Raw genomic sequence first — 23,410 nt, 5'->3', positions numbered from 1 at the left:
CTTAAATTCGTCGTTCTGATGCAGGCCGCTGGGCGCCCTGCGAGAAAAAGCGCCGGTGACTGGACACCGGCATCCGCGCCCGGATGGACGCCTGTTCGCTGCTGTCTATCTCGGCCAGCAGCACGGCCTCGCCTTGGTCCTGTTGCGCCAGCACGCGCCCCCATGGGTCGATGATGGCGGCATGTCCCCAGGTTTCTCGCGGCCCCGGATGCGTCCCACCCTGGGCGGCCGCGAGCACATAACACTGGGTTTCAATGGCCCGCGCGCGAATCAACACGTCCCAATGCGCCGCACCGGTCACGGCAGTAAAGGCCGATGGCGCGGTAATCAGCTCCGCGCCGGCAGCACGCAATTCGCTGTACAGCTCCGGGAATCGCAGGTCATAACAGACCGTCAGGCCGACTCGCCCTACCGGTGTGTCCGCGACCACGACACCACTGCCATAAGCATAGTCATCGGATTCGCGATAACGACCGCGATTGTCTGCCACGTCCACGTCGAACAAATGCAGCTTGTCGTAACGCGCCACCGTCTCACCCCGGTCATCGACCAGCAACGAGCAGGCGTGCACCTTGGCTGCCGGCTGGTCCACCGGCGGCAGCGGCAAGGTGCCGGCCACAATCCATAACTTGAGGTCGCGAGCGGTCTGTTTCAACCAAGGCAGGATCGGACCTTCGCCCAGTGCCTCGGCGCGGCCAATGTCGGCAATGTCGCGCCGGCCCATGGCCGCGAAGTTTTCCGGCAGCACCGCAAGCGCCGCACCACCGGCTGCTGCCTGCTCGAGCAATTGACGGGCCTGGGCCAGGTTGGCCAGCACATCGCTCTGGCTGACCATTTGAATCACCGCTACAGACATGGCGCGCTCCTGAATGGATAGACGTCCATGCTACTCCATAGGCCTGGAGTGTGCGTTCTGAAAAAGAGCGTCAAAAAGGCTTGTCGTAGGTGATTTTCGGTTCTTTCCATGGCCCCTTGACGGTGTACTTCACACTGGCAAAACGGGCCACGCGGTCACCGATCAGCTTGTCGATCAGGAACAGAGCACCGCCGACGGCAGGCGCGCCCACGATCAGGGCGGCAATTGGCAGGTTGTTGGTCACCGGCAACGTCACCATCAGCTTGGCGTCGATCTGATCGCCCACCAGGTTCAGGGTGCCGTTGAGCTCAACATTACTCGACGGGCCGGTCATCTGGATGGGCTCACGGGTCACATAGACGCCATTGGTCGCCACCAGCAGCCCCTTGACCCGGTCATAGCTCAAACCTTTGCCGAACAGGTCGGAGAAGTCCAGGCGCAATCGCCGGCCGATGGAGTTGAAGTTGAGCAGGCCGAATACTCGCAACGCCTGGGCACCGCCTTCGACTTCCACAAACTGCCCCTCCCTCATTGAAGCGTCCAGGGTCCCGGAGAAACGCTTGCTGGCCAGCCAGGCCGGTGAACCGGGCCAGCGACCATCGACATCCATATGGAACTCCTGGCTGGTCACGCTCGGTGCGAAGCCCCATCCCTTGAGCACATCCGCCAGATTCTTGCCGCTGATCCGCCCCTTGTACCAACTTGTGCTGGAACCTGGCGCACCTTCCCAGCCACCGCTGCCTTGCAACAGGATGCCTTTGAGGCCCATATCCAGTGAGTTGAGGGCGATCCCCTTGGCCGTAGGACGAACCTTGAGCGACCACGCACCGACCAGATCATTGCCCTGGAAAAGCTGGTTGATCGTGATATCCAGCGCCGGGATTTTCGTCGGATCCACGGTGGCCAGCGGGTCCGGCGAGTTTTCGTCGGCAAGAACCTTCGGATCAGGCGCCGGCAATCGCACGTATTGCAGATTGATGACCATTGGCGAGGCTTTCGCATCGGGAATACTGGCGGCGCCCTTGACTTGCTGACTGTCGAGCTGCAAAGCCCAGGCGGCCGGTTTTCGCGTCAACTGCACCGATGCCTGATCCAGGGTTGTACCCAGTGCGCTGAGCTTGCCGACCTTGAAATCGGCACTGCTGAGCAACTGTTTTGCACTACCGCCCGGGTCTTGCCCGGCGTACTTGTTCACCAGGTCCTGCCAGGGGCCGACATCCAGCTGCGATAGCACGCCGCGCACCCGCAGGCCTTTGGCAGCGGGCAGCATGGCATTGCCATTACCCAGGAACAATTCACCGCGACCCTCGGCAAAATTTCCGGGAGGCGCGGCGAAGGTGAAGTTCGCCAATTCGCCGTAATTCACCCAATAGCGTCGTTCCGCTCCCTGCAACGTCATGCGGAACGTGGTATCACGCCCGGTTTCGGCGGGCATGCCGAAGGGTGCCGGCAAATCGATGGCGACACCTTTTAGATTGGAGTTGACCATCAACTGGCTATCACCGCCATTAAGGGTCAGTTGCAATTGATACGGGATCACGCCGCTCGCCGGCAGCGACTGGGTGACGCTGAGCCAGTTCGCGAGTTTCTTGACTTCGACCTGCCCCGAGGCCGTGACACGGGTATTGAGCTTGCCTTCACGACCATCGGCAAATATCTGTGCGCTTACCGGTTTGTCGAACGCTCGTGCCGTGATGTTCTGGCCGCTCAACCCTTTGCTGCTATCGAAACGAAAATCACCTTTGAGCTGAGTCAACTCAAGGGGGGGCTCGGGCAACTTCAGTCGAGCCTTTGCCGTTTTGAAGTCGACCACGATCTTCGGCTGCTCGCCTTTGACCAGCGGGATATCCAGCTTGAGCTTGCCTTGCAGGTCGCCCTCACCTTCCCAACCGGCGAAAGTTTCGGCAGTGCCGATCGGCGCTTCCTTGAGAATTTTCAGGCCGTCACCCAAGCCGCTGGCAAACCCACCGTCAAGCAACAGATGAGTGCTCTGTCCTTCCGGAACGTGAGGAATGCTGACGTAAATATCGCTGACCTGGGTGTCGAGCAACTGCCCCTTGCTAGCCAGAATCCGCACGCCGCTGTCCTCGACGAACACGTCCCCCGTGACCTTGCTGACATGCGGCCAGCCCGGTTGAAACGCCAACTCGGCATCGTGCACTTTGAAAAACAGGCTGATGCTGCGGGCGGCATCTTCGGCACCGTGGTTCAGCGAGCCCTGGTACTGGAAGAAACCTTGATCGACTGCACCCTTGAGAATCGCCGTACGCAGCCATTCGTCGAGTGCCGGGCTCAGGACCGCCGGCAAGTACTTGGCGGTATAGCGACCGTCCCCGTCCACCAGGCCGACCCGCAGGTCCATGTAGTCTTCCTGGTTGTGGTCGAAATGCAGTCGGATCAGGAAGTCACCGGCAATCTTGCCTTCCTCGCCCAATACCTTCAGGTACGGCGCGATCAGGGTGAAGCCTTCTTTATCGAGTTTCCAGGTCAACCGGGCATTGGCCTGGATGTATTGCCACGGTTTGGCGAAAATCGGGTCCAGGTGCAGCATGAAATCCTTGCTGTCCATGCGCAGCTCGCCGTGGCCAAGGTCTCCGCTGATACTGCCGCTGACATTCCGTGCCGCCGGAGCGCCGTGGTAGGCGTCGAAGCCTACCCGATCAAGATTGGCGGCAAAGCTGAACTTGCTGTCGTCGGTGGCATTGGGCCGCACGTCGATCAGAACGTTGCGCAGGCCGCCGATGACCTTGAGCCGCTCGACCGTCGTGGCAAAACCTTCAGGTAATGGCGCCAGGGCATTGAGCAACGGCGTGAGCGGAGTGAGCTCGAGGCGGTCGGCTTGCAGGTGCCAAGCCTCTTCTGCCTTATCGGTGGCCGCCAGCTGCTTGAGCTGCAAGCGTGATTCCCAGCGAGTCTCGCCGAGGTTCATGGCCAGAGAGTCCAGGGTGACTAACATGCCTTCGGTGCTGCGTTGAAAATAGCCGTTGAGCGCCAGATTATTGATCTGGACCGGCTTGCGCTCGGCATAGGCCCCTTTGATTTGAGGCGCGTTCAACCGGACGGCGGCACTTTGCAAGACGCCTTGGCCCCAGGTCGCCCACAGCTCGCCACCGCCTTTGATCTCCGAGAAATTCCATTGTTGGGAAAGACTTTCGGGCAGCCATTTAGACCAGTCGCTTTGCGGCAGACTCAAGTAGACGTCCGCTTCACCCTCCTTCCATTGGCTGGCCTGAATGCGAGTACGCAGGCTCATTGCCATCGGCTGACCATCGGGCAGGGTCAAGCGGACATCGAGCCGCTGGCGGTAAGCACCGGTTTTCAGATTCAAACCGACGTAAGTCAGGCTAAGGGGAGATTCCCCCCACGGCTGCAACGTGATCTGACTGTCGAGCACCGACAACTGCTGGACCATTTGCAGGCTATTGAGTAACTGCTCCGGGTCGAGGGGCTGATCGTTCCTGACCGGCAGACCTTCCAGCGCCCACTCACCGTCATTGCCTTGCTTGAGGCTGATCTTCAGGCCATTGAGTTCCAGGTGGGCAATACGTATTTCACGCGCCAGCAGACTGGCCCAGAGGTCCGGCACCGCCCGCACCTTTTCCAGGTGCAGGGCGTTGGCACCCTCGCCGACCGTCACATCGTGGGCCGAAAGAATAGGCGCGAAGCCGCTCCAATTGCCTTTCAGCTCGCCAATCTGCAGCGGCATGCCCAAAGCGTCGCGGCCCCGGGTCTCGACTTCGCCGCGATACTCCGCCACCAGTGGCGTCAGCTCACGGCCAAGGCTGACGTACAACGCCATCAGTACCAAAGCCAACGCGCACAGGCCCAGACCCCAGCGGGTCAGTGCGGCCAAAATGCGTGTCAGACGGTCCATGTCAGTTGGCTCCCATGGCAAATGTTTTGCAAAAAGCTGAGGCCAGCCGTTCAGGAAAAGTCAAAACGTAGCGATTCAGAGCAACACCACGTCGTATTGTTCCTGGGAATACATGGTTTCCACCTGGAAACGAATCGTGCGGCCGATAAACCCTTCAAGCTCGGCGACATTGCCCGATTCCTCATCGAGCAGACGATCGACAACTTTCTGGTTCGCCAATACACGATAGCCTTCCGCCTGATAGGCGCGAGCTTCCCGGAGGATTTCGCGGAAGATTTCGTAGCAGACGGTTTCCGGGGTCTTCAATTTGCCGCGGCCCTGGCAACTGCTGCACGGCTCGCACAGAACCTGCTCGAGGCTTTCGCGAGTGCGTTTACGGGTCATCTGCACCAGGCCCAACTCGGTGATACCGATGATGTTGGTCTTGGCGTGGTCGCGCTCCAATTGCTTCTCGAGCGTGCGCAGCACCTGACGCTGGTGTTCTTCATCTTCCATGTCGATGAAATCGATGATGATGATCCCGCCCAGGTTACGCAGGCGCAGCTGTCGAGCAATCGCAGTCGCGGCTTCCAGGTTGGTCTTGAAGATGGTTTCTTCCAGGTTGCGATGACCGACGAATGCCCCGGTGTTGACGTCGATGGTGCTCATGGCTTCCGCCGGGTCGACCACCAGATAACCGCCGGACTTCAGCGGGACTTTACGCTCCAGGGCTTTCTGGATTTCGTCTTCGACGCCGTACAGGTCGAAAATCGGCCGCTCGCCGGGGTAATGTTCCAGACGATCGGCGATCTCCGGCATCAGTTCGGCGACGAACTGCGTGGTTTTCTGGAAGGTTTCCCGGGAGTCGATGCGAATTTTTTCGATCTTCGGGCTCACCAGGTCGCGCAAGGTGCGCAGCGCCAAACCAAGGTCTTCGTAGATCACACTCGGTGCGCTGATGGTTTTGATCTGCGCATTGATCTGATCCCAGAGCCGGCGCAGGTAACGGATGTCCATGAGGATTTCATCGGCACCCGCGCCTTCCGCCGCGGTACGCAGGATAAAACCGCCGGCCTCCTTGATGCCTTCTTTGGCGACGCAATCGGAGACCACCTGCTTGAGACGCTCACGCTCGGCTTCATCTTCGATTTTCAGCGAAATGCCGACATGAGCCGTACGCGGCATGTAGACCAGATAACGCGAAGGGATCGACAGCTGGGTGGTCAATCGTGCGCCTTTGGAGCCGATCGGGTCCTTGGTGACTTGCACCACCAGGCTCTGGCCTTCATGAACCAGGGCACTGATGCTCTCGACCGCCGGGCCTTCGCGCAGGGAAATTTCCGAAGCATGAATGAACGCGGCGCGATCCAGACCGATATCGACGAAAGCGGCCTGCATGCCAGGCAACACCCGTACGACCTTGCCTTTATAGATGTTGCCAACGATGCCGCGCTTTTGCGTACGTTCGACATGGACCTCTTGCAGGACACCGTTTTCAACCACCGCCACGCGCGATTCCATCGGCGTGATGTTGATCAGGATCTCTTCACTCATGGCAGGGTCTCGTTCAGGCATGTTCACGGTAATGGCCACATCTGGTCAGTACAACGCTTAACGCGCATTATGGTTTTGCCAACAGGGTATGCCGAAATGGCCCAGCAGTTCTGCGGTTTCGCACAGCGGCAAGCCAACCACCGCCGAGTAACTTCCATTGAGCCCGGCGACAAACACCGCACCCAGTCCTTGTATTCCATAACCACCCGCCTTGTCCCCCGGCTCGCCGCTGGCCCAGTAGGCCGTTGCCTCATCGCTGCTTATCGGGCGAAAACGCACCACGCTACGCACCACCCGCGACTCACAACGCTCACCTTCGAGTACAGCGATCGCCGTCAGGACTTCATGCTCACACCCGGACAACATCTTCAGCATGGCGCAAGCGTCAGCTTCATCAACCGGCTTGCCGAGAATTTTCCCGTCGAGCACCACGGCGGTATCGGCTCCCAGCACGCAAAACGGAGCGCCGGACCCCACGACATCGCGCCCGGCCGCAGCCTTGCCGCGCGCCAGACGCTCGACATAGGCCGCCGGGGATTCCTGGGGCAATGGGGTTTCATCGATGTCCGCACTGATGGCGGAAAACGGAACGCCAATCTGCGTGAGCAGTTCACGCCGACGCGGCGAGCCAGAGGCGAGGTACAGCGGTTTCATCAAGACATCTCCCTTGTCATGGTGTGGGCAAATGCCTGACCGAATCAGTTGATTTTGTAACGTCGGCGCAATCCGCGCAAACCGAAGCTGATCCATGGCCAGAGCAAGGCACTGACCAGTGCCGGCAACACCAGCGCCAGCGTCGGCTGGCGATTGCCGGTCAGGGCGCTGAGCCACAACTGGACCAACTGCGCGAGGCCGAAGATCACCAGGATCACCAGGCTTTGTTGCCACATCGGGAACATCCGCAAGCGTTGTTGCAACGCCAGCACCAGGTAGGTGATCAACGTCAGGATCAAGGCATTTTGCCCCAGCAACGTGCCATACAGCACATCCTCGGTCAGGCCCAGGCACCACGCGGTGACCATCCCGACCTTCTGCGGCAGGGTCAATGCCCAGAACGCCAGCAACAAGGCCAGCCATAGAGGACGAAGGATTTCCATGAACTGCGGCAGCGGCGAAACGCTGAGCAGCATGCCAATGGCGAAGGTCAACCAGACGATCCAGCCGTTTCGGGAGGCTTTGACACCAGCCATTATTCTCGTCCCCCAGTGGTGGCCGGCGCGGAGACAGGCGGTTTGGCAGCAGGTTTGACTACGGCGGGTTGTGCCGCCGGCGGTTTGGCTGGCGTAGCTGTGGTCGTGGACGGCTTGGGATGTTTAACGCCTGGTTTGGCCGGGGTTGTGGCCGCCGGTACGGTAGCAGGCACTGCCGGGGCCACCGGGGCAGCCGGAGCCGGAGTCGGAACGATGGCCGGCTTGGGCACGGTCGCCGGAATGATCGGTCCGCCACCCTGCGCATCCAGTGATTCCTGCGCCTGGGCAGCGTCGTTGGCACGCTCTTCCGGAGTTCGGGTATCGCTGAACACCAGCAGCAGGTATCGGCTGCGGTTCAGCGCAGCCGTCGGCACGGCGCGAACAATGGCGAATGGCTGACCGGAGTCGTGAATCACTTCCTTGACCGTAGCCACCGGGTAACCCGCCGGGAAGCGTTGGCCAAGGCCGGAGCTGACCAGCAGATCACCTTCCTTGATGTCAGCGGTATCGGCCACATGACGCAGTTCCAGGCGCTCCGGATTGCCGGTGCCACTGGCGATCGCCCGCAGACCGTTGCGGTTTACCTGCACCGGAATGCTGTGGGTGGAATCGGTCAGCAACAGGACGCGAGAGGTGTACGGCATCAACTCGACCACCTGCCCCATCAAACCCCGGGCATCGAGCACCGGCTGACCGAGGACCACGCCGTCGCGCTCACCTTTGTTGATGATGATGCGATGGGTAAAGGGATTGGGGTCCATGCCGATCAGCTCGGCCACCTCGACCTTCTCGTTCACCAGCGCCGAAGAGTTAAGCAACTCGCGCAGCCGAACGTTCTGCTCGGTCAGGGCGGCAAGCTTTTGCATGCGCCCCTGCAACAACAGGTTCTCGGTCTTGAGCTTTTCATTTTCGGCGACGAGCTCGGTCCGGCTGCCGAACTGGCTGGCCACACCTTGCCATAGCCGCTGCGGCAGGTCGGTGATCCAGTAGGACTGCATCAGCACCAGCGACATTTGGCTACGCACTGGCTTGAGCAGTGTGAAGCGGGCATCGACCACCATCAGCGCGATCGAAAGCACGACCAGCACCAACACGCGCACGCCCAGTGAGGGACCTTTGGAGAAAAGCGGTTTAATAAGCCGCTCCTCCCAGGCAATTGTTCTCTTTACTCATACGGCATCAAACCGGCCTGGATGCAGACGACAGAAGATAAACGCGAACAGGCAGCACTGCAAAGTGCCGCCTGCGCGCTCAACAGCATAGAGGCAATCCGGCGACTTATTCGCTGGAGAGCAGGTCCATGGTGTGTTTATCCATCATTTCCAGGGCACGGCCACCGCCGCGAGCAACGCAGGTCAGCGGGTCTTCGGCGACGATCACCGGCAGACCGGTTTCCTGGGCCAGCAACTTGTCGAGGTCACGCAGCAAGGCGCCACCACCGGTCAGGACCAGGCCACGCTCGGCGATGTCGGAAGCCAGTTCCGGAGGCGATTGCTCCAGCGCGCTCTTCACGGCCTGAACGATGGTTGCCAGGGACTCTTGCAGAGCTTCCAGCACTTCGTTGGAGTTCAGGGTGAATGCACGCGGAACGCCTTCGGCCAGGTTACGGCCACGCACGTCGACTTCACGCACTTCGCCGCCCGGGTAGGCCGTACCGATTTCCTGCTTGATGCGCTCGGCCGTCGACTCGCCGATCAGGCTGCCGTAGTTGCGACGCACGTAAGTGATGATCGCTTCGTCGAAGCGGTCGCCGCCCACACGCACGGATTCTGCATACACCACACCGTTCAGGGAGATCAGGGCGATTTCAGTGGTGCCACCACCGATATCCACGACCATCGAACCGCGAGCTTCTTCAACCGGCAGGCCGGCACCGATCGCAGCGGCCATTGGCTCTTCGATCAGGAACACTTCACGGGCACCGGCACCGAGGGCCGATTCACGGATGGCACGACGCTCAACCTGGGTGGATTTGCAAGGAACGCAGATCAAAACACGAGGGCTGGGCTGCAGGAAGCTGTTTTCGTGAACCTTGTTGATGAAGTACTGCAGCATCTTTTCGCAGACGCTGAAGTCGGCGATCACGCCGTCTTTCATCGGACGAATGGCAGCAATGTTGCCCGGCGTACGGCCCAACATGCGCTTCGCTTCGGTGCCGACAGCAACGACACTTTTCTGGTTACCGTGTGTCCGAATAGCCACAACGGAGGGCTCATTCAGGACGATACCGCGCTCGCGCACGTAAATAAGGGTGTTGGCAGTGCCCAGGTCAATGGAAAGATCGCTGGAAAACATGCCACGCAGTTTCTTGAACATGGGAAAGGGACCCTAGGCAACGCGTGGGTAAAAAAGTGCGGCAAACTCTAACAACGACAGGGATTTTGGGCAAGGCGCCAATATGTTAAATTGGCCGCTTTTCTGTGCACCAAGCCCCACAATCGCGGCCTTATGACCGTAGAAGTGCGGTAGTGTTCCGACAATCTAACACACGGACGCCGTCCGTTCTGTTTTCCACTGGAGAATCCCAATGGCGCTTGAACGCTCCGACGTGGAAAAAATCGCTCATCTGGCCTGTCTGGGCCTCAATGAAGCCGATCTTCCACATATCACTTCAGCCCTCAACAGCATTCTCGGGCTGGTCGACGAAATGCAGGCGGTCAATACCGACGGTATCGAACCGCTCGCCCACCCACTGGAAGCCAGCCAGCGCCTGCGTGCAGACGTCGTGACCGAGACCAATCATCGCGAGGCTTACCAGTCCATCGCACCAGCGGTCGAAAACGGCCTGTACCTGGTTCCGAAAGTCATCGACTAAAGGGAAAGAGCCTGCAATGCATCAATTGACTCTGGCCGAGATCGCCCGCGGACTCGCCGATAAAAAGTTTTCCTCCGAAGAGCTGACCAAAGTCCTGCTGGCGCGTATCGCCCAGCTCGATCCACAGCTCAACAGTTTCATCAGCCTCACCGAGGACCTGGCGCTCACGCAGGCGAAAGCCGCTGACGCCCGCCGGGCCAACGGTGAGAGCGGCGCCCTGCTCGGCGCGCCGATCGCCCATAAAGACCTGTTCTGCACCCAGGGTATCCGCACCAGCTGCGGCTCGAAGATGCTCGACAACTTTAAAGCACCGTACGACGCCACCGTCGTCGCCAAGCTGGCCGCCGCCGGGGCCGTGACCCTGGGCAAGACCAACATGGACGAATTCGCCATGGGTTCGGCCAACGAATCGAGTTACTACGGCGCCGTGAAAAACCCGTGGAACCTGGAATACGTGCCTGGCGGTTCGTCCGGCGGTTCGGCCGCGGCCGTTGCCGCTCGTCTGTTGCCGGCAGCCACCGGCACCGACACGGGCGGGTCCATTCGTCAGCCCGCCGCATTGACCAACCTTACCGGTCTGAAACCGACGTACGGTCGCGTTTCGCGCTGGGGCATGATCGCCTACGCCTCGAGCCTCGATCAGGGTGGCCCGTTGGCGCGCACGGCCGAAGACTGCGCCATTTTGTTGCAGGGTATGGCCGGCTTCGATCCGAACGACTCCACCAGCATCGACGAGCCCGTGCCGGACTACAGCGCCAGCCTCAACGGCTCGCTGCAAGGCCTGCGCATTGGCGTGCCTAAAGAGTATTTCAGCGCCGGTCTCGACCCGCGCATCGCCGATCTGATTCACAACAGCGTCAAGGAGCTGGAAAAGCTCGGCGCCGTGATCAAGGAAATCAGCCTGCCGAACATGCAGCACGCGATCCCTGCGTACTACGTGATCGCCCCGGCGGAAGCCTCTTCCAACCTGTCGCGTTTCGACGGCGTGCGCTTCGGCTACCGCTGCGAAAACCCGGTCAACCTGATAGACCTGTACAAACGCTCCCGCGGCGAAGGCTTCGGTCCGGAAGTGCAGCGCCGGATCATGGTTGGCGCCTACGCACTGTCGGCCGGTTACTACGATGCCTACTACCTGAAGGCGCAGAAAATCCGTCGCTTGATCAAGAACGACTTCATGGCGGCCTTCAACGAGGTCGACATCATCCTCGGCCCAACCACGCCGAACCCGGCCTGGAAGCTCGGCGCCAAGAACAGCGACCCGGTCGCTGCGTACCTGGAAGACGTCTACACCATCACCGCCAACCTCGCTGGCCTGCCGGGCTTGTCCATGCCTGCCGGTTTTGTCGATGGCTTGCCGGTCGGCGTGCAACTGCTCGCTCCGTACTTCCAGGAAGGTCGCCTGTTGAACGTTGCCCACCAGTATCAGTTAAACACTGACTGGCACACCCGCACCCCGCAGGGGTTTTGAAACTGCTGCGCTCGGTAATGCTGCGTTGAAAACTGGCTCGTAATGCTCATTGACTAAAGTCAACTCCGCTTACTCGCCAGTTTTCGCCTTGCCTTACCTTCGCTCGCGACGTTTCAAAATCCCCAGCAAAGGCTTCTGAGGAGACACACATGCAATGGGAAGTCGTGATCGGGCTGGAGATTCATACCCAGCTCACCACCCGGTCGAAAATCTTTTCCGGTAGTTCCACCACATTCGGCTCCGAGCCGAACACCCAGGCCAGCCTGATCGACCTGGGCATGCCCGGCGTATTGCCGGTGCTGAACCAGGAAGCGGTGCGCATGGCGGTGATGTTCGGTCTGGCGATTGACGCCGAGATCGGCCAGCACAACGTGTTCGCCCGCAAGAACTACTTCTACCCGGACCTGCCCAAGGGCTACCAGATCAGCCAGATGGAATTGCCGATCGTCGGCAAGGGCCACCTGGACATCGCCCTGGAAGACGGCACGGTCAAACGTGTCGGCATCACCCGCGCGCACCTGGAAGAAGACGCCGGCAAGAGCCTGCACGAGGAGTTCAACGGTGCCACCGGCATCGACCTGAACCGTGCCGGCACTCCGTTGCTGGAGATCGTTTCCGAGCCGGACATGCGCAGCGCCAAGGAAGCCGTGGCCTACGTCAAGGCGATCCACGCACTGGTGCGTTACCTGGGCATCTGCGACGGCAACATGGCCGAAGGCTCGCTGCGTTGCGACTGCAACGTGTCGATCCGTCCGCAAGGCCAGGCCGAGTTCGGCACCCGCTGCGAGATCAAGAACGTCAACTCGTTCCGCTTCATCGAGAAGGCGATCAACAGCGAAATCCAGCGTCAGATCGAACTGATCGAAGACGGCGGCAAGGTGATCCAGCAAACCCGCCTGTACGATCCGAACAAGGACGAAACCCGTCCAATGCGCAGCAAAGAGGAAGCCAACGACTACCGTTACTTCCCCGATCCGGACCTGCTGCCCGTCGTGATTGAAAACGCGTTCCTCGATGACGTGCGCGCCACCCTGCCGGAATTGCCACCACAGAAACGCGAGCGCTTCCAGGAGCAGTTCGGTCTGTCGGTGTACGACGCCAACGTGCTGGCCACCAGCCGCGAGCAGGCGGACTACTTCGAGCAAGTCGCCAGCATCAGCGGCGACGCCAAACTGGCAGCGAACTGGGTGATGGTCGAGTTGGGCAGCCTGCTCAACAAACAAGGCCTGGACATCGAAGCGTCGCCGGTTTCCGCCGAGCAACTGGGCGGCATGCTGCTGCGGATCAAGGACAACACCATCTCGGGCAAAATCGCCAAGGTTGTGTTTGAAGCCATGGCCAACGGCGAAGGCAGCGCGGACGAGATCATCGACAAGCGCGGCCTGAAGCAAGTGACCGACACCGGCGCCATCTCGGCGGTGCTGGACGAAATGCTCGCGGCCAACGCCGAGCAAGTCGAGCAGTACCGTGCGGCAGACGAAGCCAAGCGCGGCAAGATGTTCGGCTTCTTCGTCGGCCAGGCCATGAAAGCCTCCAAAGGCAAGGCCAACCCGCAACAAGTGAACGAATTGCTGAAAAGCAAGCTCGAAGGCTGATAGAAATGGAGCCAGTTTTTAAACCTGGCTCAAAACCTTGTAGGAGCGAGCCTGCACGCGATGGAAAGTCAGTTGGCCCCGATGTGGCTGACCCTCCATCGCGAGCTGGCTCGCTCCTACAGTTTGTTTCGGGAAACCTTCGAATGAAACGTCTGCTCGGCGCCTGCGCCCTCCTTTCCCTCCTCGCCGGCTGCGCGAGTAACGATATCGTCGACCCACACGGCTACGACAAGACCGGCATGGCCTCGTACTACGGCGCCAAACACCAAGGTAAACGCACCGCCAGCGGCGAGCGTTTCGACCGGAATTCCCTGACCGCCGCCCATCGCCAGCTTCCCTTCGGCACGCGAGTGAAGGTCACCAACCTGAACAACGACAAATCCTGCGTGGTCCGCATCAACGATCGTGGGCCGCATACCCGTGGGCGCCTGATCGACCTGTCCCATGAGGCCGCCGAACGCCTGGGCATGCTCAAGAGCGGCACTGCGCGGGTTCGCGTGCAAGCCCTCGACGACTGACAAACGGAGCCCCGACCATCTTCGGACTAGCCGATTTACCCCTGATCAGCGTGATCGAATTGCTCAGCGGCCTGGTGCTGCTGATTGCCGGCGCCGAACTGATGGTACGTGCCGCCGTGCGCCTGGCCGCGCGCCTGCATGTGCGACCACTGATCATCGGCCTGACCATCGTCGCCCTCGGCAGCAGCGCACCGCAGATGGCCATCAGCCTGCAGGCCACACTGGCGCATAACGCCGACATTGCCGTCGGCAGCGTGATCGGCAGCAGCATTTTCAATATCCTCGTGACCCTCGGACTGTCGGCGCTGATCATCCCCCTGCGAGTTTCACGGCAACTGGTGCGCCTGGATATTCCGCTGATGATCGGCGCCAGCCTGCTGTTGTTCGTGCTGGCCTGGAATGAAGAGCTGACCCGTGCCGATGGCGTCATTCTCCTGACCGCACTGCTGCTGTACCTGGGCCTGTTGCTGCGTCAGTCGAAGCACTCGGCGCGTCCGCAGTCGACTCATGAGCACCCGGTGCAAGCGCCATGGTTAAAAAGTCTGATGATGATCATTGCCGGCCTGGCAATGCTGGTGTACGCCGGCCACTTATTGTTGGGCGCGGCGGTTGCGGTCGCCACTGATTTGGGACTGTCGGAACGGATCATCGGCCTGACCATCGTCGCCATCGGCACTTCCCTGCCGGAGCTCGCGACCTCGCTGATCGCCGCCTCCCGTGGCGAACGGGAGATCGCGGTGGGCAACGTCATTGGCAGCAACCTGTTCAACCTGTTGGGCGTTTTGGGCTTTACCGCACTGGTCGCGCCGACACCCCTATCGGTATCGCCCAATGCCCTGGATTTCGACCTGCCAGTGATGCTCGGCGTCGCCGCGCTGTGCCTGCCGGTGTTCTATTCCGGCTACCGGGTGACCCGCGCCGAGGGCTTGCTGTTTCTGGGTTTGTATCTGGCTTACGGCCTGCACGTGGTGTCGTTCACCACCGGCATGCCATTGGCGGGCAAGCTTGAACACCTGATGCTGTTTTTCGTCCTGCCGGCGCTGGTGGCGTTTTTGCTGTTCACGTCGCTGCGCGCCTGGCATCGCCAACACCACAAGAGAGAATTGCCATGACCGAGAACAAGAAGACCGGCGTTGAAGTACGCCGCCAAGTGATGGGCGACGCCTTCGTCGACCGCGCGCTGGGCAACGCCACCGAGTTCACCCAGCCGCTGCAGGATTTCGTCAACGAACACGCCTGGGGCAGCGTCTGGAGCCGCGAAGGCTTGCCGCTTAAAACCCGCAGCCTGATCACCCTCGCCGCCCTGACAGCGCTGAAGTGCCCGCAGGAATTGAAAGGTCACGTGCGCGGCGCGCTGAACAACGGCTGCACCGTGGAAGAAATTCGTGAAGCGCTGTTGCATTGCGCGGTGTATGCCGGCGTGCCGGCGGCGATCGACGCGTTTCGGGCGGCGCAGGAAGTGATTGATACCTACCAGAAGCCGGAGTGACATCGCGAGCAGGCTCGCTCCCACAGGGAATGCATTCCAAATGTGGGAGCGAGCCTGCTCGCGATGAGGCCCTAAAAAGCACCGACGCTTCAGCGACTAGATCCACCCGCCCCACTGCAACAAAAAGATCCCGACGTTGGTGGTGACCGCCGCCATCAACGTGGTAATGACGATGATCGCCGCCGCCAGTTCATGGTTGCCATTGGCTGCCCGGGCCATGACAAAACTGGCCGCCGCCGTCGGGCTGCCGAAGTACAGGAACAGAATCCCCAGCTCCGCGCCACGAAAGCCCCAGAGCCACGCGCCGAGCGTCGCCAGTATCGGCAGGCCGAGCATCTTCACCAGACTTGAACTCAGCGCCATCGGGCCGCTCTTGCGCATCGCCGCCAGCGACAACGTGCCGCCAATGCAGATCAATGCCAACGGCAGGGTGGTCTGCGCCAGGTACTGGCCGGAGGTTTCCAGCCATCCCGGCAAACCTATCTTGAAGTAGGCAAACGGTGCCGCCGCGATCACGCTGATGATCAGCGGATTGCTGAACACGCTTTTGCAAATGCTCCACGGATCGGACTTGATCACCGGGCTGTAAACCGCCAGCACGATGGTCGACAGCGTGTTGTAAAACAGGATCACCAGCGCCGCGAGAATCGCCCCCAGGGAAATCCCGTAATCGCCGTACATGCTCGCCGCCAGCGCCAGGCCGATGACCCCGTTGTTACCGCGAAATGCGCCTTGGGTGTAGATTCCTCGGTCTTCTCGCGGGCACTTGAAAATCGCCCAGCCCCAGGCGATGGCAAAGCACACCAGGGTGGCGAGGGAGAAATAAATCAGCAGCGCTGGCTGCAGCGCGGCGTGCAGGTCGGCGTGCAGGATGCCGAGAAACAGCAACGCCGGCATGGTGACGTTGAACACCAACGCCGACGCAGTATGGATGAAGTTATCGTTGATCCAATTGATGCGCTTGAGCAGCACCCCCAGAAACAGCATGGCGAACACCGGGGCGGTGATGTTCAGGGTTTCGAGGAAAATGGCCAGCATGCCGTGGATAACCTTGGGTGAGCGTCGTTAGGGGGCTAATGATAAGCCAGCAAGTCCCTCGCCGTCTGGTAGAACGCTATCGCTGGCAAGCCAGCTCCCACAGGTTCCTCGGTGTTCATACGTCTTATGCAACGCAGAAGATTCCTGTGGGAGCTGGCTTGCCAGCGATGCAGCCGACGCGGTCTTACGTGATTGGCGCCGGATTGAACAAGGTGATGTCGTTATGCAGCTTGTGCTTTTCGGCCCACGTCTGTTTCTTGCCGCTGGCCACGTCCAGGTAGTAGTGGAACAACTCCCAGCCGAGGTCCTCGATGGAGGCGCGTCCGGTGGCGATTCGCCCCGCGTCGATGTCGATCAGGTCTGGCCAGCGCTGTGCTAGCTCAGTGCGGGTCGATACCTTCACCACGGGCGCCATGGCCAAGCCATAAGGCGTGCCACGACCGGTGGTGAACACGTGCAGGTTCATCCCTGCCGCCAGTTGCAAGGTCCCGCAGACAAAGTCGCTGGCCGGCGTTGCGCAGAAGATCAGGCCTTTTTGCTTGAAGCGCTCGCCAGGGCCGAGCACGCCAGTGATAGCACTGCTGCCGGACTTGACGATCGACCCCAAGGATTTCTCGACGATGTTCGACAACCCGCCCTTCTTGTTGCCCGGCGTGGTGTTGGCGCTGCGATCCGCCTCCCCCTTGGCCAGGTAACGGTCATACCAGTCCATTTCCCGCACCAGCTCCTGAGCGACTTCCCTGGTTTGCGCGCGCGAAGTCAGCAGGTAGATCGCGTCGCGCACTTCGGTCACTTCGGAGAACATCACCGTCGCACCCGCACGCAAGAGCAAGTCCGAGGCGTAGCCCAGGGCCGGGTTGGCGGTGATCCCGGAGAACGCATCACTGCCACCGCATTGCATGCCCAGGATCAGCTCGGACGCCGGCACGGTTTCCCGACGGCGCTGATCGAGCTTCTTCAAACGGGTCTCGGCCAGCGCCATGATCTGCTCGATCATCTCGGTAAAACCGTGACTGGAGTCCTGCAGGCGATACAACCAGGGTTCGCTCAAATCCACCGAGCTGTCGTTCTCGTGCATCACTTGCCCGGCCTGCAATTTCTCGCAGCCCAGGCTGATCACCAAGGCCTCGCCTCCCAGGTTCGGGTTGCGCGCTAGATTGCGCACCGTGCGAATCGGGATGTAGGCATCGGTGGCGGTGATCGCCACGCCGCAGCCGTAACTGTGGGTCAGCGCCACCACGTCATCGACGTTCGGGTACTTGGGCAGCAACTCGTCCTTGATGCGCTTGACCGCATGGTCCAGCACGCCGGTAACGCACTGCACCGTGGTCGTGATGCCGAGAATGTTACGCGTGCCAACCGTGCCGTCGGCGTTGCGATAACCCTCGAAGGTATAGCCTTCCAGCGGGGCTTGCGCGGCCGGCACTTCGGTGGACAGCGGCAGGCTGTCCAGCGGTGGCGCGGTGGGCATGCGCAATTGGTCCTCCTTGACCCAACTGCCACGCGGGATCGGCTGCAAGGCGTAGCCAATGGTCTGGCCGTAACGGATCACCTGCCCTCCCTCGGGAATGTCTACCAGGGTGACCTTGTGGCTCTGTGGCACGAAATCCACGGTGACCAGGCCATCGGCAAACTCGGTGCCGGCCGGTACGCCCTGATCGTTGACCACGATCACCACATTGTCCCGCTCGTGCAGGCGGATGTAGCGCGGCGAATCGGAATGTTCAATCAACTGCATGACGCCGCTCCTCAGGAATGCGCTTGAGACAACTTGTTATTCATTTCAGGACCGCCCATCGGTGGTTCTTTGAGCACAACGCGTTTGATCGGACCGACGATGACCAGATAGCTGAACACCGCGACCAATGCGTTGCAACCGACAAACACCAGTGCCCACTTGAACGATCCGGTAGAGCTGATGATGTAACCGATCACGATCGGGGTGGTGATCGAGGCGAGGTTGCCAAACATGTTGAACAGGCCACCGCTCAAACCGGCGATCTGTTTCGGCGAAGTATCGGAGACCACCGCCCAGCCCAGCGCGCCCACGCCCTTGCCGAAGAACGCCAGCGCCATGAAGCCCACGACCATCCATTCGATATCGACGTAGTTACACGCCACGATGCTGCTGGAAACCAGCAGGCCGGCAATGATCGGCGCCTTGCGGGCGAACGTCAGGGAATGCCCCTTGCGCAGCAGGTAGTCGGAAATCACCCCGCCGAGCACCCCGCCAATGAAACCGCAGATCGCTGGCAACGAGGCAATGAAGCCGGCCTTGAGGATGGTCATGCCGCGCTCTTGCACCAGGTACACCGGGAACCAGGTCAGGAAGAAGTAAGTGATGCCGTTGATGCAGTATTGGCCGAGGTAAACGCCGAGCATCATGCGGTTGGTCAACAGCTGGCGAATGTAGTCCCACTTTGGCCCGTCGACCTTTTTGCCCTTGCCCTTGCCTTTGTCCTGGTCCATGTCGACCATGCCGCCGTTCTCGGCGATGTGCTTGAACTCGGCGTCATTGATCATCGGGTGCTGACGCGGGCTGTGGATAACTTTCAGCCAGATCAGAGAGAACACGATACCGATGCTGCCCATCACGACAAACACATGCTGCCAGCCAAAGGTGTAGACGATCCAGCCCATGAGCGGCGCGAACAGTACCGTGGCGAAGTATTGAGCGGAGTTGAAGATCGCCGATGCCGTGCCGCGTTCAGCGGTCGGAAACCAGGCCGCCACGATACGCGCGTTGCCGGGGAAGGACGGCGCTTCGGCCAGGCCCACCAGGAAGCGCAGCATGAACAGCGCGACAATCGCCGTGGACATGCCGAACTCACCGACATAACCCTGCAGGACGGTGAACAGCGACCAGGTGAAGATGCTCAAGGCATAGATTTTTTTCGAGCCGAAACGGTCCAGCAGCCAGCCCCCGGGAATTTGCCCGGCCACGTAGGCCCAACCGAATGCAGAGAAGATATAGCCAAGGGTGACCGCGTCGATGCCGAGGTCTTTTTGCAGGCTGGAGCCGGCAATGGCGATGGTAGCCCGGTCGGCGTAGTTGATCGTGGTCACCAGGAACAGCATGAGCAGGATCAAATAGCGGACGTGAGTCGGCTTGGTCGATTGCATGTAGATGTACTCCCACTGATTATTTTTATGCGCGGGTAAAACGGGTGCGCCCCCTGTAGGAGCGAGCCCTGCTCGCGATGGTGTTCAACGATGACGCGGGGCATCAGGTTGACCGTGGCGACTTCAAGACCATCGCGAGCAGGGCTCGCTCCTACAGGGGGTATTGCCTTACGAGCCGATGTAACTGGTCTTCACGACCGTGTAGAACTCTTGCGCATAGCGGCCTTGCTCGCGGGAGCCATAGGACGAACCTTTACGCCCGCCGAACGGAACGTGGTAATCCACGCCAGCGGTCGGCAGGTTGACCATCACCATCCCGGCCTGGGAGTGGCGCTTGAAGTGGTTGGCGTACTTCAACGATGTCGTGGCGATGCCCGCCGACAGACCGAACTCGGTGTCGTTGGCCATGGCCAATGCCGCTTCGTAATCCGCGACGCGAACCACGTTGGCCACCGGGCCGAAGATCTCTTCGCGGCTGATGCGCATCGCCGCTTCGCTGTCGGCAAACAGCGTCGGAGCGAGGTAGTAGCCCTCGGTGTCGCAGGTCACCAAGCCACCGCCGCTGACCAGACGCGCACCTTCGGACTGGCCGATGTCGATGTACTTCATGTCCTGTTCCAGTTGAGCCTGGGAAACCACCGGACCGATATCGGTGCCCGCTTTCAACGCGTGGCCGACCTTGATCGACTTCATGCGCTCGGCCATGGCTTCGACGAACTTGTCGTGGATGCCGGCGGTGACGATGAAGCGGCTCGACGCGGTGCAACGCTGGCCGGTGGAGTAGAACGCGCTCTGTACCGACAACTCGACCGCTTGCTTGAGGTCGGCGTCGTCAAGAATGATCTGCGGGTTCTTGCCGCCCATTTCCAGCTGGACCTTGGCCTGGCGCGACACGCAGCTGACGGCGATCTGACGACCGACACCCACGGAACCGGTGAAGCTGATGCCGTCGACTTTCGGGCTGTGGACCAGTGCATCACCCACCACGCGACCGCTGCCCATCACCAGGTTGAACACGCCAGCCGGGAAGCCCGCGCGGGAGATGATTTCCGCCAGGGCCCAGGCGCAACCTGGCACCAGGTCCGCAGGCTTGAGCACGACGCAGTTGCCGTAGGCCAGGGCCGGGGCGATTTTCCACGACGGGATGGCAATCGGGAAGTTCCACGGGGTAATCAGACCGACCACACCCAGTGCTTCGCGAGTGACTTCAACGTTGACGCCCGGGCGTACCGACGGCAGGTAGTCGCCGGACAGGCGCAGGCATTCACCGGCGAAGAACTTGAAAATGTTGCCGGCGCGGGTCACTTCGCCAATGGCTTCGGGCAGGGTCTTGCCCTCTTCCCGAGCCAGCAATGTGCCGAGCTCATCGCGACGGGCGAGAATTTCAGTGCCGACTTTATCCAGGGAATCGTGACGCGCCTGAATGCCGGATGTGGACCACGCCGGAAACGCGGCACGGGCGGCATCGATGGCGGCGTGGACTTGGGCCAGGTCAGCCTTGGCGTAGTCGCCGATGGCATCGCTGAGCTCGGACGGGTTGATGTTGGTCGCGTAATCGCTGGCCGCGACCCATTCGCCGTTGATGTAGTTGTCGAAACGCTTTGCATTTGTCACGGGACTGCCCTCGAAACAAAAAGATCTCACGCAAAAGGCCGCTGAATACCCAGCGGCCCCGTTAAACCGGATGTGTTACTGCGCGCCCTGCTTGTCGATCAGCGCGGCGAGCATTTCGTACTCTTCGCCCGTCAGATCGGTCAGCGGAGCACGCACAGGGCCCGCGTCGTAACCGGCAATTTTTGCCCCGGCCTTGACGATGCTCACGGCGTAACCGGCTTTGCGGTTACGGATGTCCAGGTATGGCAGGAAGAAGTCATCAATGATCTTGCCAACGGTGGCGTGATCGTCACGCGCGATCGCGTGGTAGAAGTCCATCGCGGTTTTCGGGATGAAGTTGAACACCGCCGAGGAGTAGACCGGCACGCCCAGTGCCTTGTAGGCAGCGGCGTAGACTTCGGCGGTCGGCAAGCCGCCCAGGTAGCTGAAACGGTCACCGAGGCGGCGGCGGATCGACACCATCAACTCGATATCACCCAGGCCGTCCTTGTAGCCGATCAGGTTCGGGCAGCGCTCTGCCAGACGCTCCAGCAGCGGCGCGTTCAGACGGCAAACATTACGGTTGTAGACCACGACACCGATGTTGACCGATTTGCACACGGCTTCAACGTGGGCGGCAACGCCGTCCTGGCTGGCTTCGGTCAAGTAATGCGGCAACAGCAACAGGCCCTTGGCGCCCAGACGCTCAGCTTCCTGCGCGTATTCGATGGCTTGACGGGTCGAACCGCCAACACCGGCCAGAATCGGCACGCTGGTGGCGCAAGTGTCGACCGCCGTCTTGATGATTTCCGAATATTCGCTGGCCGCCAGAGAGAAGAACTCACCGGTGCCGCCGGCGGCGAACAGAGCCGAGGCGCCGTATGGGGCCAGCCATTCGAGACGCTTGATGTAGCCAGCGCGGTGGAAATCGCCCTGGGCATTGAAATCGGTGACCGGGAAAGACAACAGGCCGGAAGAGAGGATGGACTTCAGTTCTTGTGGATTCATTATTCGAACACCCTGGGTAGCGACGTTTGTGTGTGAGAAAACCGTTCAGCCTTTGCTGAAGTTGTAGGTCATCGTACAACTTAAAATATAACCGTCAACTGCATTTCATCGCCGTGGGTGAAAATTGTTCGACAAGAGTCAGGCGAGATAGGGGGTTCAGCGGCTATTGGGGCAGGAAAAGCGGGGCAGACGCCGGCTCAATAGAGATACGTTGTCAGAAGATTGATGGACTGAGCAAACAAGCAGGGGGATGTGGGAAATGGCTGATAACAGGCTCGCTCCCACACAGGGATTTGGGTGCGCACAAATCGTGTTCACCGCAAGTCAAATGGGGGAGCGAGCCTGCTCGCGATAGCGGTAACTCAGACGATGAATGACACAGGGGTAGATTGCTTACCCCCGCTGCGCCTCTGCCTCTTCATGGGCATGACGCAACCGCTCGCGGCTGTTCGTCAGGTGCAAACGCATGGCCGCGCGGGCCGCATCGGAATCCTGGCGAGCAATCGCATCGTAGATTTCTTCGTGCTCGCGGCTCAGGCGATTCATGTAGTGCTGCTGGTCATCGTGGGCCAGCCGCGCGGAATTGAGGCGAGTGCGCGGAATGATGCTGGTGCCCAGGTGGGTCATGATGTCGGTGAAGTAGCGGTTGCCGGTCGACAGGGCGATTTGCAGGTGGAACTGGAAGTCCGAGGCCACGGCATCGCCGGCGTGGGAGACGCTTTCATTCAAGGCATCCAGTGCCGCGCGCATCAACGCCAACTGCTCAGGGGTTCGACGTTGCGCGGCCAGACCGGCGGACTCCACCTCCAGGCTGATGCGCAGCTCCAGGATGGCCAGCACATCACGCAAGGTCACCACTGTTGCCGGATCGATACGGAAACCGCTCGGGCTCGGGGTGTCGAGAACGAAGGTGCCGATACCGTGGCGGGTTTCCACCTGCCCCGCCGCCTGCAGACGGGAAATCGCCTCGCGCACCACCGTGCGGCTGACGCCATGGGCATCCATGATCGCCGACTCGGTGGGCAACTTGTCACCACGCTTGAGGTGGCCGTCGCGGATCTGCTCGGACAGCACCGTCACCAGTTCCTGCGCGAGGCTGCGGCGCTTGCGAGGGAGGCGTGGTGTGTCGTTCAGGTTTTCCATGGTGAACATCTGTCTCGAAAAATTCGGTTGAAACCGCATCATAGCTCAACACGGTTGTACGATCACCCATCACCCTGTGTAGGAGCGAACCTGCTCGCGATGGACTGGCGAGCGCCGCGTGTACTCAGGTGGCACGCGTTATCGTTAGCCACCCTCGCGAGCAGGCT

At 60.6% G+C, this 23,410-nt stretch carries 18 protein-coding genes and 1 pseudogene; 6 read left to right on the top strand and 13 right to left on the bottom strand.

The window, feature by feature from the left end:
- Position 1: 1 nt before the first annotated feature.
- The 7 genes from GQ39_RS29500 to mreB form a co-directional block, all read right to left on the bottom strand.
- Positions 2 to 856 carry a carbon-nitrogen hydrolase family protein gene (locus tag GQ39_RS29500; protein WP_047537695.1) on the bottom strand — a complete coding sequence of 285 codons (855 nt, stop codon included), beginning with the start codon at positions 854 to 856 and terminating at the stop codon, positions 2 to 4.
- Positions 857 to 926: 70 nt separating this feature from the next.
- Positions 927 to 4,730 (bottom strand): YhdP family protein, encoded by a 3,804-nt coding sequence (locus GQ39_RS29495; RefSeq protein ID WP_047537692.1) that lies wholly within the window; start codon positions 4,728 to 4,730, stop codon positions 927 to 929.
- Positions 4,731 to 4,805: 75 nt separating this feature from the next.
- Entirely contained in the window at positions 4,806 to 6,263 is a 1,458-nt protein-coding gene (rng, locus tag GQ39_RS29490; RefSeq protein ID WP_047537689.1) for a ribonuclease G, read from the bottom strand.
- A 57-nt stretch (positions 6,264 to 6,320) separates the two neighbouring features.
- Positions 6,321 to 6,917, bottom strand: a complete 597-nt coding sequence (locus GQ39_RS29485; RefSeq protein ID WP_047537686.1) for a Maf family protein — start codon at positions 6,915 to 6,917, stop codon at positions 6,321 to 6,323.
- Between the two features lie 44 nt (positions 6,918 to 6,961).
- A complete protein-coding gene (gene mreD / locus GQ39_RS29480; protein WP_047537684.1) occupies positions 6,962 to 7,453 on the bottom strand; it encodes a rod shape-determining protein MreD in 492 nt (163 codons plus the stop codon).
- Positions 7,453 to 8,589, bottom strand: a complete 1,137-nt coding sequence (gene mreC / locus GQ39_RS29475; RefSeq protein ID WP_081997996.1) for a rod shape-determining protein MreC — start codon at positions 8,587 to 8,589, stop codon at positions 7,453 to 7,455. The genes mreD and mreC overlap by 1 nt, the downstream gene beginning before the upstream one ends.
- Positions 8,590 to 8,731: 142 nt before the next feature.
- Positions 8,732 to 9,769, bottom strand: coding sequence for a rod shape-determining protein MreB (mreB, locus tag GQ39_RS29470; RefSeq protein ID WP_002555108.1), 1,038 nt, complete (start codon positions 9,767 to 9,769; stop codon positions 8,732 to 8,734).
- Between the two features lie 211 nt (positions 9,770 to 9,980).
- Here mreB and gatC point away from each other — a divergent pair, with 211 nt between their 5' ends.
- From gatC to GQ39_RS29440, 6 genes and pseudogenes are all read left to right on the top strand, one after another.
- On the top strand, positions 9,981 to 10,268 hold the full coding sequence (gatC, locus tag GQ39_RS29465; RefSeq protein ID WP_047537661.1) for an Asp-tRNA(Asn)/Glu-tRNA(Gln) amidotransferase subunit GatC: 288 nt from the start codon (positions 9,981 to 9,983) through the stop codon (positions 10,266 to 10,268).
- Positions 10,269 to 10,284: 16 nt separating this feature from the next.
- Positions 10,285 to 11,736 (top strand): Asp-tRNA(Asn)/Glu-tRNA(Gln) amidotransferase subunit GatA, encoded by a 1,452-nt coding sequence (gene gatA, locus GQ39_RS29460; protein ID WP_047537658.1) that lies wholly within the window; start codon positions 10,285 to 10,287, stop codon positions 11,734 to 11,736.
- 146 nt (positions 11,737 to 11,882) lie between these two features.
- Positions 11,883 to 13,331, top strand: a pseudogene (gene gatB, locus GQ39_RS29455) (Asp-tRNA(Asn)/Glu-tRNA(Gln) amidotransferase subunit GatB); the annotation flags it as partial.
- 143 nt (positions 13,332 to 13,474) lie between these two features.
- Positions 13,475 to 13,849, top strand: coding sequence for a septal ring lytic transglycosylase RlpA family protein (locus GQ39_RS29450; protein WP_047537653.1), 375 nt, complete (start codon positions 13,475 to 13,477; stop codon positions 13,847 to 13,849).
- 50 nt (positions 13,850 to 13,899) lie between these two features.
- Positions 13,900 to 14,961 carry a calcium/sodium antiporter gene (locus GQ39_RS29445; protein ID WP_047537650.1) on the top strand — a complete coding sequence of 354 codons (1,062 nt, stop codon included), beginning with the start codon at positions 13,900 to 13,902 and terminating at the stop codon, positions 14,959 to 14,961.
- Positions 14,958 to 15,338, top strand: coding sequence for a carboxymuconolactone decarboxylase family protein (locus tag GQ39_RS29440; RefSeq protein ID WP_047537646.1), 381 nt, complete (start codon positions 14,958 to 14,960; stop codon positions 15,336 to 15,338). Before GQ39_RS29445 ends, GQ39_RS29440 begins: the two co-directional genes overlap by 4 nt.
- Before the next feature lie 96 nt (positions 15,339 to 15,434).
- Here GQ39_RS29440 and GQ39_RS29435 read toward each other — a convergent pair whose 3' ends face one another.
- The 6 genes from GQ39_RS29435 to GQ39_RS29410 form a co-directional block, all read right to left on the bottom strand.
- Positions 15,435 to 16,376: an AEC family transporter gene (locus GQ39_RS29435; protein WP_047537643.1), complete on the bottom strand. Its 942-nt coding sequence runs from the start codon at positions 16,374 to 16,376 to the stop codon at positions 15,435 to 15,437.
- Between the two features lie 184 nt (positions 16,377 to 16,560).
- Positions 16,561 to 18,114 (bottom strand): galactarate dehydratase, encoded by a 1,554-nt coding sequence (garD, locus tag GQ39_RS29430; RefSeq protein WP_047537641.1) that lies wholly within the window; start codon positions 18,112 to 18,114, stop codon positions 16,561 to 16,563.
- An 11-nt stretch (positions 18,115 to 18,125) separates the two neighbouring features.
- The gene (locus GQ39_RS29425; RefSeq protein WP_047537638.1) at positions 18,126 to 19,499 is read right to left on the bottom strand and encodes an MFS transporter; all 1,374 of its coding nucleotides are present in this window, start codon (positions 19,497 to 19,499) and stop codon (positions 18,126 to 18,128) included.
- A gap of 168 nt (positions 19,500 to 19,667) precedes the next feature.
- Positions 19,668 to 21,113 (bottom strand): aldehyde dehydrogenase family protein, encoded by a 1,446-nt coding sequence (locus tag GQ39_RS29420; RefSeq protein WP_047537635.1) that lies wholly within the window; start codon positions 21,111 to 21,113, stop codon positions 19,668 to 19,670.
- Between the two features lie 75 nt (positions 21,114 to 21,188).
- Positions 21,189 to 22,100: a 5-dehydro-4-deoxyglucarate dehydratase gene (gene kdgD, locus GQ39_RS29415; protein ID WP_047537632.1), complete on the bottom strand. Its 912-nt coding sequence runs from the start codon at positions 22,098 to 22,100 to the stop codon at positions 21,189 to 21,191.
- A 393-nt stretch (positions 22,101 to 22,493) separates the two neighbouring features.
- Positions 22,494 to 23,243, bottom strand: coding sequence for a FadR/GntR family transcriptional regulator (locus tag GQ39_RS29410; protein ID WP_177329342.1), 750 nt, complete (start codon positions 23,241 to 23,243; stop codon positions 22,494 to 22,496).
- Positions 23,244 to 23,410: the final 167 nt, after the last annotated feature.

Origin of the sequence: Pseudomonas sp. 11/12A, assembly GCF_000800055.1 — a bacterium.
In the GTDB taxonomy this organism is placed as follows: Bacteria; Pseudomonadota; Gammaproteobacteria; order Pseudomonadales; family Pseudomonadaceae; genus Aquipseudomonas; species Aquipseudomonas mohnii.
The sequence above is the reverse complement of the archived record's forward strand: the minus strand, read 5'-3'. Positions and strand labels throughout refer to the sequence as shown.

What these genes read in the sequence shown, in the direction of transcription:
- GQ39_RS29450 (WP_047537653.1), top strand. Translation starts at nt 13,475, where the DNA reads ATGAAACGTCTGCTCGGCGCCTGCGCCCTCCTTTCCCTCCTCGCCGGC.
- garD (WP_047537641.1), bottom strand. Translation starts at nt 18,114, where the DNA reads ATGCAGTTGATTGAACATTCCGATTCGCCGCGCTACATCCGCCTGCAC.
- GQ39_RS29410 (WP_177329342.1), bottom strand. Translation starts at nt 23,243, where the DNA reads ATGGAAAACCTGAACGACACACCACGCCTCCCTCGCAAGCGCCGCAGC.
- GQ39_RS29435 (WP_047537643.1), bottom strand. Translation starts at nt 16,376, where the DNA reads ATGCTGGCCATTTTCCTCGAAACCCTGAACATCACCGCCCCGGTGTTC.
- mreD (WP_047537684.1), bottom strand. Translation starts at nt 7,453, where the DNA reads ATGGCTGGTGTCAAAGCCTCCCGAAACGGCTGGATCGTCTGGTTGACC.
- GQ39_RS29440 (WP_047537646.1), top strand. Translation starts at nt 14,958, where the DNA reads ATGACCGAGAACAAGAAGACCGGCGTTGAAGTACGCCGCCAAGTGATG.
- GQ39_RS29485 (WP_047537686.1), bottom strand. Translation starts at nt 6,917, where the DNA reads ATGAAACCGCTGTACCTCGCCTCTGGCTCGCCGCGTCGGCGTGAACTG.
- gatA (WP_047537658.1), top strand. Translation starts at nt 10,285, where the DNA reads ATGCATCAATTGACTCTGGCCGAGATCGCCCGCGGACTCGCCGATAAA.
- gatC (WP_047537661.1), top strand. Translation starts at nt 9,981, where the DNA reads ATGGCGCTTGAACGCTCCGACGTGGAAAAAATCGCTCATCTGGCCTGT.
- GQ39_RS29495 (WP_047537692.1), bottom strand. Translation starts at nt 4,730, where the DNA reads ATGGACCGTCTGACACGCATTTTGGCCGCACTGACCCGCTGGGGTCTG.
- kdgD (WP_047537632.1), bottom strand. Translation starts at nt 22,100, where the DNA reads ATGAATCCACAAGAACTGAAGTCCATCCTCTCTTCCGGCCTGTTGTCT.
- mreB (WP_002555108.1), bottom strand. Translation starts at nt 9,769, where the DNA reads ATGTTCAAGAAACTGCGTGGCATGTTTTCCAGCGATCTTTCCATTGAC.
- GQ39_RS29425 (WP_047537638.1), bottom strand. Translation starts at nt 19,499, where the DNA reads ATGCAATCGACCAAGCCGACTCACGTCCGCTATTTGATCCTGCTCATG.
- rng (WP_047537689.1), bottom strand. Translation starts at nt 6,263, where the DNA reads ATGAGTGAAGAGATCCTGATCAACATCACGCCGATGGAATCGCGCGTG.
- GQ39_RS29500 (WP_047537695.1), bottom strand. Translation starts at nt 856, where the DNA reads ATGTCTGTAGCGGTGATTCAAATGGTCAGCCAGAGCGATGTGCTGGCC.